Raw genomic sequence first — 14,486 nt, 5'->3', positions numbered from 1 at the left:
AAGGAGTAGCTATGCAACAGCTCGTTCTGGCCTGTGGCTACAATCCATTCGGCTATGTGATTTTCTTCTTCATCATGGTCATTCCATTTAGCCTGACTTTAGGCATCAAATGGTTTTTTCTGGCGCAAACGCTACGCGCATCCCACCGTTCGTTATTTCTCCATAGCTTAGGATTAACCTTTATCGTAGGATTGGTGATTGGCTTCGTTTTCATCTCTGCTTATATTCTACCAACTTCTTTATTTGTAATAGAAATCGGGGGTTTCTATTCGTATCAATTTTTTATTTGGGCCATCGTTTGCATTGTCGATACGTTCTTGATTGAACGCTGGTTGCTCAAACCGAAAGCCCAAGCAATCAGCCTAACCGACGATCAGCAATTACAGGTTGAGGCAGCAGCGATTAAATATCAGCCATCCTGGGTCGCTGCCCTCCTTTCGAATACATTAATTGCGATCGTCGTCGCTTTGTTTTTTCAAATGATCGATTAACTAGCAGTGAGGCCGCCATGCAGCAGATTTTGATTGCTTGTGGCTCCAATCAATTAGGTCAAATTTTTGCCTTAGTTGGGGTATTAGTTCTATTTTTTATAAATTTAGGCATCAAATGGTTTTTTCTGGCAAAAACTCGGCGTTCGGCACGCCGTTCATTGTTTATCGATAGCTTTGGGTTAATGTTTATGACGGGAGTGGTGACGGTCTTTGTTTTCATTTCTGCTTATATTCTGCCAACCTTTTTATTTGTGATCGAAATTGGATTTTTCTATTCCTATCAAATTTTCATTTGGGCAATCGTTTGCATTGTCGATACGTTCTTGATTGAACGCTGGTTGCTCAAACCGAAAGCCCAAGCAATCAGCCTAAATGACGATCAGCAATTACAAGTCGAAGCTGTGCCTATGAGCTATCAACCTGCGTGGGCCGTAGCGCTCCAATCGAATACATTAATTGTGATCTTAGTTGCTTTGTTTTTTCAAATGATCGATTCGATGAACTAGTAATGGGGCGGCTATGCAGCAGATCGTTATTGCCTGTGGAATTAATCCAATCGGCGCACTGATTGAGTTAGTATTTTGGATTATCGGGATTATCATGGCCATTTGGTTTATGGTGGTGTTTAAAGCTTGGGCCTTTCCCCGCAGTCAATGGTTCAATCGACGAGCACCAATGCTTAAAAGTTTTATCATGTTGATGACTGGGGCAACGGTCGTAATCCTGGTTATGACAGGCATATATTTCCTTGCGCCTGCGATCTTTAACTATCGCTGGGGATTTGTCCGCCAATATCATGTGATTCTCCTACTGGCGATTTGTGTTCACGATGCGTTGGCGATGAACTATTGGCTCAATCAAAGCTATGCCCAAACCCTAAGCCTTGATCCAAACCAACAAATGCAGGTCGATCCCGCTTGCAGCCATTGGTATCAACCGTGGGTGATTGCCTTTAGCACCAACCTATTACTTTTTCTCTGTTTGATGCCGGTGTTTCGCTTAACCAATTGAGTATCCAGTGTATTGCTTATGAATTAACCAACCATGCCTCGCCCAAGTAAACTGATATCTTGCTGATATTGCTGAGAGTTGCTTGAAAAAGGGAACACAATTGGCCTGCTATCCGTTATGATAGGAACAGCCGAATCGATTTTAGTGTGTGGAGCATGGTATGCGCTGGATACGCTGGTGTTGGCTGCTGTTGCTGATAGCCCTACCGATCAGTGCAGCATCGAGCCAAGAGCAATCAAATAATGGGCTAGTTTGGCAGGTTGAGCCAGTTTTTGGCACAGTTTATCGCGCTGGTGAGTGGATGGCTTTGCGGGTTAAGGTCAGCAATACTGGCGTTGATCGCATGGTCGAAATTCATATTGGCAACTACAATGTTGAGCTTGATGTGCCAGGTGGCTCGCAAAAAGAAACTTTGGTCTATGGCCAATTTGATCAGGCCTTTCGGGTGCCAATGGCCATGTATTTAAATGGTGAGAAGCGCGAAACCGCTACGCTGCAACTACGTTCCACCGATCGCCCAATGGTCGCAACCTTGCTGGAACAGCCACTACCCCAATTAACCAAAGTGGTATTAGTTGCCACTGATAGCCAACAATTGCCCAACGTTCAGATTGGCCTTGATATGCTGAGTGGGATTGTGCTCAATCAGCGTTCATGGGGCGAACTCACTCCTGAGCAACAGCAAGCGATCAAGCAATGGGTCAATAACGGCGGGGTGTTGGTCGCTGAGCCAAATCTGCTCGAAGATTTACCAGCCGAACTCCAACCAGCTCAAGCTACTGGCCAGCAAACGATTGCCACCACAACCCTAAGTCAAGTGTTTGGTCAACCATTTAATGTGCCAAACTTGGATGTTGCCCTACTTCAGCCCAATCAACAAGCAGCGACCAGCCTCAAACAAGAGCAAACGCCGCTGTTGGTTAAGCGCTCGGTTGGCCGTGGCTTCGTGATTGCCAGCGCCTTTAATTTTGATCAAGCTGAAATTACGGCGTGGCGGGGCTATGAAAACCTACTGGCGTCGCTCTTCCCCCAGCAACAAGATCTAGGCTGGATGGGTGCTGGTAGCAGTGAAAGTATGTTACGTGATAGTGCCGCGCCTGCCTTGCTGAACAATTTGCCAGCCCTCGATTTGCCGCCACTGCAAACGCTGTTAATTCTTTTGGGAATTTATATTGTTTTGGCCGGGCCAGTCACTTATCTTGTGTTACGGCGGCTTGATCGCATGGCCTTAGCTTGGCTGACGATTCCGACATTAACCTTAATTTTTGCCGTGCTAGCCTATGGAATTGGCTCGAAACAACGGGGCACTGATATTTTGGTTCACGATGTGGCCTTGATTTACCCTGACGAGCAAGCGAATGCCACGGTCTTAGGCTATGCGGGTATTTTCTCGCCAGTACGCGAAGACTATCAAGTTACAATCAACCATGGCGCATACCCTCGCCCATTGTTGGTTAACCCCAATCTGGGCACTAATGGTGGCATTAACGCCACCAGAGCGCTCTACAGTCATCAGCCAGGCGATGTGCGTAATCTCACGATCAATCAATGGTCGATGGAAATGTTTGCCTACGAACGTGATATCAGCGATGCGCCGCATGTGCAAATCGAAATCAGCCTGCAAGGTAAAAAAATTATTGGCAAGGTCAAAAATACCAGCACCTATACGTTGAGTGATGCGGCGTTTATTATGTTGGGCAATGCTCAAAAGTTTGGCACAATCGAGCCAGGCGCTGAAAAATCGATCGAATTGCAAATCAACAATAATCCCTCGATGTCTGGGGCAAGTTATTTGTTGTTTCAAAAAGAGCTTGATGAAGGCTATCAGACTGAATTTGGCCCGCCACGTGAGCTTTTGGCCAAAACCCAGGCGCTCGATATTGCCCTTCCTACCACCTATGGCAGTATCGATCGGAATGCAGTATTTGTAGCATTTGTCGATTTCAATCAAGCAGTAATCGACTTGCCGGAAAAACGCTTTGCTGCGACCCAACGTAGTCTGCTCATTCAATATCCGCAACTGCGCTATAGCCAAAATGCCGTTGAACTGACCAATAATTGGTTTAGCTATATCTTAGAAGACGACCCAAATATGGGCATGGGTTCAACCTGCACAACCAGTGCTCGTGGTGCTGGCACCAACATCTCACAAAAAACTGGCATTATTCAACTTAGCCTACCCACAACATTTAGCTCAATCGAAGCCCAGTCGTTACGGCTCTTGCCAACGATCGATGGTGGCATGGTTGCGCCCAACAAATTAACCTACGAACTATACAACTGGGCTACTAGTCAATGGGATGTCGTTGAATTCAAAAATGGAGCGATTGATCTGACCACCAGCCCCAGCACCTATTTGCAACAAGGCAACTTGCGCACCCGCTACACCCTCGATCCAACGGTTGATACCACGGCAGGGCTATGGGGTTGCTTCTCGGTTGGGCCAGTGCTTTCGGGAGTTGTCAAATGAGCGAATTAGCGATCCAAACTGTTGATTTGTTGCGGCGCTATGGCAAATACACTGCTGTCAACAAGCTTAATTTGAAGATCACACTTGGTAGCATTTTTGGATTTCTTGGCCCAAATGGTGCTGGCAAAACCACAACCCTGCGCATGCTAGCAGGCTTGTTGGAGCCAAGCAGCGGTCAGGTATTTTTGCATGGCCAACTAATTCAAAAAACCAGCACAGCTGCCGCAATCGTCGGCTATATGCCTGATTTCTTCGGGGTTTACGATGATCTGCGGGTCTGGGAATATCTCGATTTCTATGCCCGTTGCCATGGCATTGAGCCAGCCAAGCGCAAAAGCACGGTCGATGGCCTGCTCGATTTGGTTGATCTCAGCGAAAAACGCAATGCCTTTGTGCAACACCTAAGCCGTGGCATGCAACAGCGTTTATGTTTGGCCCATGCCTTGGTGCACGACCCCAAAATTTTATTGCTCGACGAGCCGGCCAGCGGCCTCGACCCCCAAGCGCGGGTTGAGTTGCGCGAATTGCTGCGCACCCTGCGCGATATGGGCAAAACAATTATTCTTAGCTCGCATATCTTGAATGAGCTTGAAGATATTTGTACCGATTTTGGCATTATGGCCCGTGGTGAATTGCTGGCTCAGGGTTCGCTTGAAACCTTACGCCAACGGAGCCGTCCGGCCCTGCAAATTAAAGTGCTCGATGATCTTGATCGCGCGATGCGCTTGATTGCTGCTCAATCGGGAGTTTTGCGGGTACTCGAACCAGCCGAAGCCACGCCCATGCTGATCGAGGTGGAATTTGATGGCGATGAGCAGCAAGCCTCACAATTATTGCTCAATCTAGCGCGGGCCGAGCTACCAATTGCCGATTTTCATCGTGAGGACGATTCGCTAGAACGGCTGTTTTTGCAGCTTGTCAACAACCATGGTCTGGAGGAACGAGTATGAGCAATCGTGCAGTCAGCCGTCGTTGGAGCTTACAACCCAACCCAATCGTGGTCAAAGAGTTACGTTCGCGCATGCGCGGTGGCCGAGCGTTTATCTTGCTCACCGGCTTTTTGCTTGGCTTAGGTTTGGTTGGCTATGCTTTGTTTTTGCGAGCAACCAGCGGCCAAGCAGCGGGCATGCCGATCTTTAGCGCCCAAATTGGCCAAACCTTGTTTGCAGGTTTAGCCTTTATGTTGCTGTTTTTGGTGATTTTAATTGCCCCAGCAGTAACAGTTGGCGCTATCAGCAGCGAACGCGAACGGCTAACCTATGAAATGTTGATCGCCACGAATCTGCCATCACATCGCTTGCTGTGGGGCAAATTGATCTCAGCGCTTTCGTATATTGCGCTCTTGTTGCTGGCGGCGATTCCACTGGGCAGTATCGTCTTTTTATTTGGCGGGATTACGCTGCGTCATGTGCTGCAAGCAGCCGCAATTATTGTGTTAAGCGCGATCACCAGCGCCATGCTTGGCATTTGGGCTTCGGCCATGACTGGTAAAACCGGACGGGCAGCAGTAGTCAGTTATGTGATTATTGGCTTGGTGTTAGGTGGATTTTTGGCTGGAGCTGAAATCTGGACTAACCGCTCGACTGAACCTGTGCCCACTGGCCTCTTAGCCCCCAACCCGATCAGCGCCTTGGCTTCAAGCATTGGCACTTTGTCGGGGCCAAGCAATGGCGGGATGATTACCACAATGCGAGCGTTTGAAGCAGTGCCAATGGCGGCTGGCGGCGGTTGGTGGCCTGGAATGAATTCGTTTAGTGGGGGCTTGAATTTCCCAGGCTGGCAAACCTTTTCAATTGGAATTTACCCAGCCACCGATCAATTTGGCCCTGATGGCATGCCAATTATTGCCGAGCCACGTTCGGTTTGGCGCACGACCTTGATTATTTTGATTATGACATGCTTGGTGTTCTTCTGGATGGCGCTGCATGCGGTCAAACCACGTCGTCGCTGGTGGCCAACTTGGGGCGATTTGGCGATGCTGTCGGTCACCTCGTTGAGTTTGCTTGGCCTTGGCTATTGGATTGGCTGGTGGTTTTAGCAATCGTGTTCAGCAATCGTTGGTAGTATTCTCGTCTCGCTGATAACAAAGGCGGTTGCAAGTTTGCTTGCAACCGCCTTTGACGATTAGGATTATGGCTGATCAAGCCAACGCTTATTCGAACGCTTCCCAGTGTTCGGGTGACCGCCACAGGCTTGAAAGAATCAGCTCGCGAATCGAGAGAAATTCTTTTGGCAAGCGGTCGTAAAGTTTGATAAACAATTCTTCGTGCGAAAGAATTTCCTTATTCCAATCGTCGCGATCAACCGACATCAACTCGTGAAATTGGTCTTCGCTGAAGTTGAGGCCACTCCAATCAAGGTCTTGGTAGCGTGGCATCCAGCCGATTGGGCTTTCGATGGCGACTGCGTGGCCGTGAGCACGTTCGACCACCCATTTGAGCACCCGCATATTTTCGCCGAAGCCTGGCCACAAGAACTTGCCATTTTTGTCTTTACGGAACCAGTTGACACTGAAGATCCGTGGTGGGTTTGGAATGGTGCGGCCAAACTGCAACCAGTGGTTGAAGTAGTCGGCCATATGGTAGCCCACGAATGGAAGCATTGCCATTGGGTCGCGGCGTACTTCGCCAACTGCCGACATTGCTGCTGCCGTGGTTTCCGATCCCATGGTTGCTGCTTGATAGACCCCATATGTCCAGTTGAAGGCTTGGTAGACCAATGGCATCAAGGTGCTACGGCGACCACCAAAGATAAAGGCTTCAATCGGCACGCCTTGGGGGTCTTCCCAAGCTGGGTCGATGCTTGGACATTGGCTGGCTGGTGCGGTAAAGCGGGCATTAGCGTGAGCTGCTTTACGGCCACAATCAGGAGTCCATTCTTGGCCCGTCCAGTCGATTGCCTTGGCTGGTGGGGTTTTGGTCATACCTTCCCACCAAATATCACCTTCAGGCGTGAGCGCAACGTTGGTAAAGATCGTATTTTTGCTCAAGGCAGCCATTGCGTTTGGATTGGTGTCCTCGGACGTGCCTGGAGCTACGCCAAAATAGCCGCTTTCTGGATTGATTGCATACAATTTGCCATCTTTGCCAGGTTTAATCCAAGCAATGTCATCGCCAACCGTAGTTACCTTCCAGCCATCCATTGCGGTTGGTGGAATCAGCATTGCAAAGTTGGTTTTGCCACAAGCACTGGGGAAGGCAGCAGCCACATAGGTTTTTTCACCAACTGGCGATTCAACCCCAAGCACCAACATATGTTCAGCCAACCAACCTTCGTCGCGAGCCATATTCGAGGCAATCCGCAGGGCGAAGCATTTCTTGCCAAGCAAAGCATTGCCACCATACCCGCTACCATACGACCAAATCGAACGTTCTTCGGGGAAGTGCACGATATATTTTTCTTTTTCGTTACACGGCCACGAAACATCGGCTTGGCCTGGTTGCAGTGGTGCACCAACCGAGTGCAAACAAGGAATAAAGTGACCTGTTTCGCCCAACACTGCATAGACATCGCTGCTCATGCGGGTCATAATCTTCATATTGACCACAACATAGGGCGAGTCGGTCAATTCAACCCCAATGTGGGCGATTGGCGAGCCAAGTGGCCCCATGCTGAATGGTACGACGTACATGGTGCGGCCACGCATTGAGCCATCGAACAAGCCGTTCAGTTTTTCCTTCATTTCCTTGGGATGCATCCAGTTATTGGTTGGGCCTGCATCGCCTTTGCTCAAGCTACAAATGAACGTGCGATCTTCGACGCGAGCAACGTCGGAAGGATTTGAACGGGCTAAATAGCTATTGGGGCGTAATTCGGGATTCAATGGAACGAAGGTTCCAGACTCAACCAAGCGCCCACACATCAATGCATATTCTTCGTCAGAACCATCACACCAATACACATCGTCGGGCTTGCACAAGGCAACCATTTCTTCGACCCAACGTTTGAGTTCTTGATTGCGTACATAGGCTGGTGCGTTCATAATACTGATTCCTCCAATGCTTCGCGATGTCGGGTTTTCTGTGAACCCCCTGCACGCCATCGCGAACCTGTCTATAGAATACCAGCCCACTGCTAAACTTAAGGAAAAACTTCACAACTTAAGACAGAGGGATGACAACAAAATCAAAAGGCAGAAGTCAAAAGGCAAAAAGAACCAAGCATATAATGAAGATAATTGTGGCAATCAACAATGCTTCTCAACAGGCTAGCGCAACAATTATTGGCCTCACCCCCTAGCTCCATTTTCGCTCAGTGAGCGAGAGGAACTGTTCTAGCATGAGGACTGAAACTCCCCTCGCCCGCCGCAGTGGGAGAGGGGTTGGGGGTGAGGGGTCTAAAACCTACTCTAAATAAGGATGAGGGATGAGGGGGTAGCAAGCAGGCGATTCAAGGCTAGTGGTATGATTGAGGGAACGAAATTTGGTTCAAATCACTAGTTGAAAGAAGAGGTTTGTTGATGGAAGAGCGTTCACAACGGGCCAAGATTGGTGGTTCAGGTCGGCGTTGGCAGGTGTTTCCTGTGCTTGGTGGGGTTGGTTTGTTGGTTACGATGTTGTTGGTGACTCAAACACCTGAGCCACCTGCACCATTGCCAACTGCTACGGTTGTGGCAGAAGCCGTAGTTACGCCCAGTATTTCAACCCAACCAACCCCACAGAATCCAATTTCCTCGTTGCCAGCGGTCGATTTGGCTGGCCAGCAATTACTATTCATTGATCCAAATAATCAGATTAAGCTGTGGGATGGCGTTGGCCTCGTGCAATCGCGCGGGACGGTTGAGCGGCTATATGGTTCAAGTGGTTGGGGATTAACCGTTGATCAGCATCGCGATGTGCTGTTTATTCGTGGCTTCGATTGGCTTGAGGCTCGTTCGTTGCGCGATAATCGGCGCTTGTGGCAACTGCCAATTACCGCTTATGCCAATAATACTGAAACCACGATCTTGGATGTCGTGAGCGATCCGTTTAATCAATTGGTCTGGTTGGTCGAAAAACAGCGTACAACCGATGCTTTTCAGCCTGCAACGGTGCGCGTGCGTGGCCTCGATAGCCGCAGCGGCCTGGAGTTACGCCGTTATCAAACGCCGCTCGTCAACGATCCGCCCCACGTTTTGCCAATCGTGAATGGCCCTTGGCTGTTGGCCGATGGTCAATTATTGCCATTTGACCCAGCTAGCGAGGCGTTTGGCAAACCATTGATGAGCAGGCTGGAGTTTGTTCAAGTTGCGCCCGATGGCAAGCAAGCCTTGGTTTTTGGCGCGAACTCGCTCATTGAAATTGATCTGCTAACTCAACAAACGCTTAAGCAAACCGAATTAGCCACCGCGCCTAAAATTAATTCGATTGAGCACATCATCGCTTCACCTAACTTTAATTATGTATTAATTATTGGTACAGTCTTTGAAGAAACAGATTTCTCTCAGCACATTTTTGTGTATGATCGTGATGGTATCCAGGTTGGCAGTTGGCAGCGCAAATTATTAGCCGAGCGCACCCATATCGTTGATACTGATGTTAGCAATCACATTCGATTTCTCGATGATCAACGTTTAGTGCTGCTGCATCGCACCGGAATGTTGGAAATCATTAATTTGGCAACTGATTCAATGCAATTGATCAGTCTACGCGAAAAGCCTGATCTTTTTGAACGGCTAGAGCATCTGGCTGGCTTTGAATTAATGCCTAAACTAGAATTACTGCCCTTGGTCGAAAATCCTGAGTTGGAATATTTGGAAGCTCCAGGGTTTGCCAGCGCACCACTTACACCAACAACTGCTCCAAAACCGTTTGGCTTGACTTCGATTGATGGTCAAATCACCCAGCTTTGGGATGATGGTAGCAGCAAAACGATCAATCAATTAGTCCGCACATTGATCCCGTATTTAATCAGGCGCAATAATGCTCCACCGTTGTTTATTGATCTGATTGATACCGATTTAGTGCTGATTGATCCGGTCAACCAAACCACCCACAGCATTGCTTTGGAGCCAATTGAAGCCAAAAGCTTGGATGATTTGGAGGGGATTAGTGCGTCGAATAGCGCAAGTATTGTAATCTGCTATAGCTATCATCTTGATTCTAGTGCCGATTCACGGGTCAATCGTTGTCGTGAGCTGAATTTGCAAACTGGCCAAACCAGCCTGTTTGCTGAACTGCCTGCCGCCACCGATCTTATTCCAATCTACTGGGATGGTCGCCAATTGACAATTGTTGGCAAAACCTATCGTGAAGCGAAGCGATCGTTTGACTATTTGGTGTGGCAAACCTTGGCTGATGATCGTTCGCAAGGCCAAATGCTTTTGCAACCGCTTGATGTACAGCAGCTTTGGTATATGGTTGGCTCACCCACGGTTATCTATCAAAATATGCTTGGCAATATTGTGAGTTATCAGCTCTTGGATCAAAATCCTGCCTTATTGATTCAACGGAGTGCTGACCACGATATAGATGTGGATCTAGCACCCAATGGCCAGAGGGTTGTCTTGATTGAGCGTGAATACCCGCTCAACCATGGCACATTAACCATGTTCGATACTGCCACCGGAGCCGAATTATGGCGCGATGACACAACCCGCGATCACGTTGGATTGTGGTCGGGGGATAGTCAGTTCTACCTAACCCGAACCTATCAAGCAGTTAATTCAAGCCTTAATACCTACACCCATCAAGGCAAACAAGGCCATTCGTTGCTCGTTGCCCAAGGCATCGGTGAATTTGTACCCGATTGGTTGGGGCAGCAGGTTGTATTGCGCATCTACGATGAACTCTTTTTGTTGGAGCGGGTCAACGAACATTGGCTACCCTTGAGCAAATTTCCTAACTTTCAAACAGTCTTTTCGTCGCGCTCTTGGCCAAAGATTGTCTATGTTTATCCACAACCTTAACGATTAGCGAGAGTGCGACCATGATGCAGAAGGTTTATCGCAGGCTTGGGTTGTTGCTATGCTTGGGGGTGTTGAGCACCTGCCAAGCCCAACAGCCCACCCCAACCGTGATTACTCAAGCTAGCCCAACCATGCCACCAGCAGTAGCCCAAGCCAGCCCAACCCAACCAAGCGCCACCCCAACCCCGCTACCCTTGCGTGTGCCCACCAATGAACGGGTGTTGGTGCAATTGAAAAAACCTGAATTTGGCTTAGATATTAACTATTTTTGGATAGAACCAAGTGGCGAATTAACCGCTGTTGGTGCCGAATATCCTTATAAATTTATCAGTATCTTTGCTGAACAGCAACTTGCAATTACCCATTTGGCCCATTTTATTCAGCTTTTTGATTTGACAACCAATCAATAGAGCAACCAGTCTCTGCTACCGAAATCCTACTCCCTGAAACTGAGCGTTACCCACTAGCGATGTTCGCCAAGGGAAGGGTTTCATATTCGACTCTCTGGAGCGATCAACAAGTTGATCTGCTTGAGAATATGGATGTAGTCGTCAATCGGCCTTATTTACCAGCTTTAGTCTTGTATATGCGCTACAATCCAGACCCTCAGCCTCATGAGCTATGGTTGTATGATCCACAAATGCAGACCCATACTCAAATTGAGTATACGAACCCAGATTATGTATTCAATGGGATGAGTCAAGCTTTGATCGATCCCAATTTGTAACAAGTGCTGATTATCCGAGTGCCCCATGAATCGCCCCGTTTGTTGCGCTTAGATTTAGTCACCAATCAGCTTTCTGCATTTGAAACAACGTTCCAGCCGAATGATTACCGACGGATTGAGCCGCTGGCCTGGCATGGACAAACACTCTATGTCTTGTTTCATGATCAACCAAATGGCTCCGCTACGCTCCAGCCAGTGTTAGCCAAGCTAACGCTTAACCAACAAGCTAAAATCGAGATTTTAGCCGAATTAGCCGATTGGCCTGATTATTGGGTCAGTGCCAACCAACAAGCCCTCGTTTATCGCCAAAGCCAAACGGCCACTGAACAAACGCTGGTCTGGTGGAATTTAACCGATCAAACCTCACGCACGCTCACATTGCCGTTGGTATCGCACGCTGCCCTAGCCTTGGCTCCCGATGGCTCGGCCTTGGCGATGGTCACGCTTGACCCAACCCAGCAGGTGGCCGAATTGCGCCGCTACGACTATGCCAGCCAAACTTGGCAGACACTTGATCAACAGGCAAGCGGTCAGATTGTCACCACCAATCCTGTTGTTGGTTGGTCGGCGGATAGTCAACATTTGTGGTGGCAACGAAGTTTGCCACAGCCGTTGCTTGCCAAGGAGTATCGCGTGTACACAGCAACCGGAGCGTTGCAATCGACTGACGAATTGCCATTGCATCACCAGGCGGTGGTGAGTGCGGATGCTGAAACTCTCGTTTTAGTTGGGGTGGCGGGCACAATGCTTCAAGAACGCCAACATGGGCGCATAACCGCCCAGTTTCCTTTGCCCGTTGATCTCTTGGAGCAAAAGGTGCTAGCTGGAGTCAATCGCTAAAAGCCAGACCCCAGCTTGGTTGTTACCAAACTGGGGTTTTCGATTAAGTTGCTGCTTAGTACTCATTGGCAGCTAGAGTTTCGCCCCACGGCATTGGTTGGTTGCAGTCACAAAACTCATATCCTTGTGTGTACCCAATCAGTCTTGGGGCTGATGGGTACTCAGTCATGCGATGGGCTAGCTTTGGGGCCAAGCGGCTTAAACTGAGCCTGTGCTTACATCCATGCCAACGAGGAGACCACGGTGTCAGTTATTGATGTTCGTAATTTGGGCAAAACCTACCGCACCATTGAAAAAGAAGGCGGAGTCAAAGGGGCGATCAAGGCGCTCTTTCGGCCTCAATATCGCGAAAAAGTGGCAGTTCACGATTTGAATTTTCAAATCGATGCTGGCGAAATTGTCGGCTATATTGGAGTCAATGGCGCTGGCAAATCGACCACAATCAAAATGTTGACGGGAATTCTCTACCCTACGACTGGCGCTGTTACAGTTTTGGGTCACGATCCGCAGCGTGAGCGGGTGGCTAATGCGCGTAATATTGGGGTCGTGTTTGGTCAGCGTAGCCAGTTATGGTGGGATTTAGCGCTGATCGAATCACTCAATTTGGTTGCCAATATTTATGAAGTCGAGCCAAGCCGCTATAAGCAATTGCTCAGCCATTTCAGCGAGGTCTTAGAGCTTGACGAAATTTTAAAAACGCCGATTCGCTCGATGTCGCTCGGCCAGAAAATGCGAGCCGAACTAGCGGCAGCCTTCATTCACGAACCCAAAATTGTGTATCTTGATGAGCCGACGATCGGGCTTGATGTCATGGTCAAACAGCGGATTCGCGAATTTATTAAAGATTACAACCAAACGCATAATACGACGGTGATGCTTACGACCCACGATTTAGGTGATATCGAGCAGCTTTGTTCGCGGGTGATCATCATTGATGCTGGCAGCAAAGTCTACGATGGGCCGTTGCATGCCATCAAGCAACAATTTGGCAAATATCGCACAATTACCTTTGAAACCAACCAACCAATTACCAATGTGCAATTGCCACCAGCCTGCGAGCAATTAAGTTTGAGCGAATATAGCCTTGAATTGAAGTTTGATCGCAGCCAATTAAGTGCCAGCCAAGTAGCCACAGCCTTGATGCAGCAAATAGATGTGGCCGATTTTACCTTGAATGAGCCTGATCTTGAGAGTATCATCAAACATTTATATCAAAACCCCACAGCCTATAACGAGGTAGCAGTTAATGAATAAACTTGCTTATCGTTTGCGCATCTATCGCAGTGTGGTTGGCATGAATATTAAAGAAATGCTAGCCTATAATTTATGGTTTTGGTCGCAGCTTGGGGCGCATCTCTTCCTCACAATTGTGTATGTTTCGTTTTGGAAGGCACTGTATAGCGAACGCGAAACCATCGCAGGCCTAACCATGCAACAAACCTTAACCTATATCATCTTGGCCCGCATGATTGCGCCATTGGTACAATGGGGCTATACCCAAGAATTTGGCTATTGGATTCGTGAAGGCACCATTTCTAGCGAATTATTGCGACCAGTTGATTTTCAAGAACGCATTTTTATTGGACATCTAACCAGAACGTTTGTTGCCTTAGCGCAACAACTTTTAGTAACCGGCAGCTTTGCAGTTTTAGTGTTTGATATTCGCTTACCAACTGATCCATTAATTTGGCTAAGTTTTCTGATTTCGTTATTACTTGGCTGTAGTATTTTATTCTGCTTTGATTGGATTTTTGGCTGTGTCGCTTTTTATTCAACCGAAGTTTGGGGTTTACAAGTCGTGCGAGGCTCTATTTTGATGCTGTTTAGTGGCGTACTTTTGCCATTAACCATGTTGCCTTCAGGTTTACAAACCCTTGCCCAATGGATGCCCTTTGCTCAAAGTGTGTCGATTCCGGTATCGTTATTGAGCGGCATTACGCCACTGGATCAGCTTGGATCGATTTGGTTGCAACAATTAGCTTGGCTAGCGGTCATGTTAATGCTTTCCCGCTTGATGTTCAACTTCAGCGTGCGCAAAATAACCGTACAAGGTGGCTGATA

The 14,486-nt window shown here is 48.2% G+C and carries 13 protein-coding genes; 12 read left to right on the top strand and 1 reads right to left on the bottom strand.

Annotated elements, in window-relative coordinates:
• The first annotated feature begins 11 nt into the window (after nt 1–11).
• The 6 genes from DEF47_RS13110 (at nt 12) to DEF47_RS13085 (ending at nt 6,010) form a co-directional block, all read left to right on the top strand.
• Nucleotides 12–491, top strand: a complete 480-nt coding sequence (locus tag DEF47_RS13110) for a hypothetical protein (protein WP_012187982.1) — start codon at nt 12–14, stop codon at nt 489–491.
• Nucleotides 492–508: 17 nt separating this feature from the next.
• Nucleotides 509–997, top strand: a complete 489-nt coding sequence (locus DEF47_RS13105; protein ID WP_012187983.1) for a hypothetical protein — start codon at nt 509–511, stop codon at nt 995–997.
• Between the two features lie 13 nt (nt 998–1,010).
• Nucleotides 1,011–1,502, top strand: a complete 492-nt coding sequence (locus DEF47_RS13100; RefSeq protein ID WP_012187984.1) for a hypothetical protein — start codon at nt 1,011–1,013, stop codon at nt 1,500–1,502.
• Between the two features lie 160 nt (nt 1,503–1,662).
• Nucleotides 1,663–3,972 carry a DUF8725 domain-containing protein gene (locus DEF47_RS13095; protein ID WP_012187985.1) on the top strand — a complete coding sequence of 770 codons (2,310 nt, stop codon included), beginning with the start codon at nt 1,663–1,665 and terminating at the stop codon, nt 3,970–3,972.
• Nucleotides 3,969–4,922 carry an ABC transporter ATP-binding protein gene (locus DEF47_RS13090; RefSeq protein ID WP_012187986.1) on the top strand — a complete coding sequence of 318 codons (954 nt, stop codon included), beginning with the start codon at nt 3,969–3,971 and terminating at the stop codon, nt 4,920–4,922. Before DEF47_RS13095 ends, DEF47_RS13090 begins: the two co-directional genes overlap by 4 nt.
• Nucleotides 4,919–6,010 carry an ABC transporter permease gene (locus DEF47_RS13085; protein WP_012187987.1) on the top strand — a complete coding sequence of 364 codons (1,092 nt, stop codon included), beginning with the start codon at nt 4,919–4,921 and terminating at the stop codon, nt 6,008–6,010. Before DEF47_RS13090 ends, DEF47_RS13085 begins: the two co-directional genes overlap by 4 nt.
• Nucleotides 6,011–6,124: 114 nt before the next feature.
• Here the strand turns inward: DEF47_RS13085 and DEF47_RS13080 are convergent, their stop codons facing one another.
• Nucleotides 6,125–7,954 (bottom strand): phosphoenolpyruvate carboxykinase (GTP), encoded by a 1,830-nt coding sequence (locus DEF47_RS13080; protein ID WP_012187988.1) that lies wholly within the window; start codon nt 7,952–7,954, stop codon nt 6,125–6,127.
• Between the two features lie 477 nt (nt 7,955–8,431).
• On the opposite strand from DEF47_RS13080, the gene DEF47_RS13075 reads away from it, so the two are divergent.
• The 6 genes from DEF47_RS13075 (at nt 8,432) to DEF47_RS13050 (ending at nt 14,484) form a co-directional block, all read left to right on the top strand.
• Nucleotides 8,432–10,858 carry a hypothetical protein gene (locus DEF47_RS13075; protein WP_012187989.1) on the top strand — a complete coding sequence of 809 codons (2,427 nt, stop codon included), beginning with the start codon at nt 8,432–8,434 and terminating at the stop codon, nt 10,856–10,858.
• Between the two features lie 20 nt (nt 10,859–10,878).
• A complete protein-coding gene (locus DEF47_RS13070) occupies nt 10,879–11,268 on the top strand; it encodes a superantigen-like protein SSL4 (RefSeq protein ID WP_012187990.1) in 390 nt (129 codons plus the stop codon).
• Between the two features lie 128 nt (nt 11,269–11,396).
• Entirely contained in the window at nt 11,397–11,585 is a 189-nt protein-coding gene (locus DEF47_RS13065) for a hypothetical protein (RefSeq protein ID WP_041303876.1), read from the top strand.
• 18 nt (nt 11,586–11,603) lie between these two features.
• Nucleotides 11,604–12,425: a hypothetical protein gene (locus DEF47_RS13060; RefSeq protein WP_287045174.1), complete on the top strand. Its 822-nt coding sequence runs from the start codon at nt 11,604–11,606 to the stop codon at nt 12,423–12,425.
• A gap of 243 nt (nt 12,426–12,668) precedes the next feature.
• On the top strand, nt 12,669–13,679 hold the full coding sequence (locus tag DEF47_RS13055) for an ABC transporter ATP-binding protein (protein WP_012187993.1): 1,011 nt from the start codon (nt 12,669–12,671) through the stop codon (nt 13,677–13,679).
• Complete coding sequence (locus DEF47_RS13050; RefSeq protein ID WP_012187994.1) at nt 13,672–14,484, top strand: ABC transporter permease; 813 nt, start codon at nt 13,672–13,674, stop codon at nt 14,482–14,484. Before DEF47_RS13055 ends, DEF47_RS13050 begins: the two co-directional genes overlap by 8 nt.
• Nucleotides 14,485–14,486 lie beyond the last annotated feature (2 nt).

Source organism: Herpetosiphon sp., from assembly GCF_003512625.1.
Taxonomy (GTDB): domain Bacteria; phylum Chloroflexota; class Chloroflexia; order Chloroflexales; family Herpetosiphonaceae; genus Herpetosiphon; species Herpetosiphon aurantiacus.
This window is presented reverse-complemented; position numbering and strand designations above follow the sequence as displayed.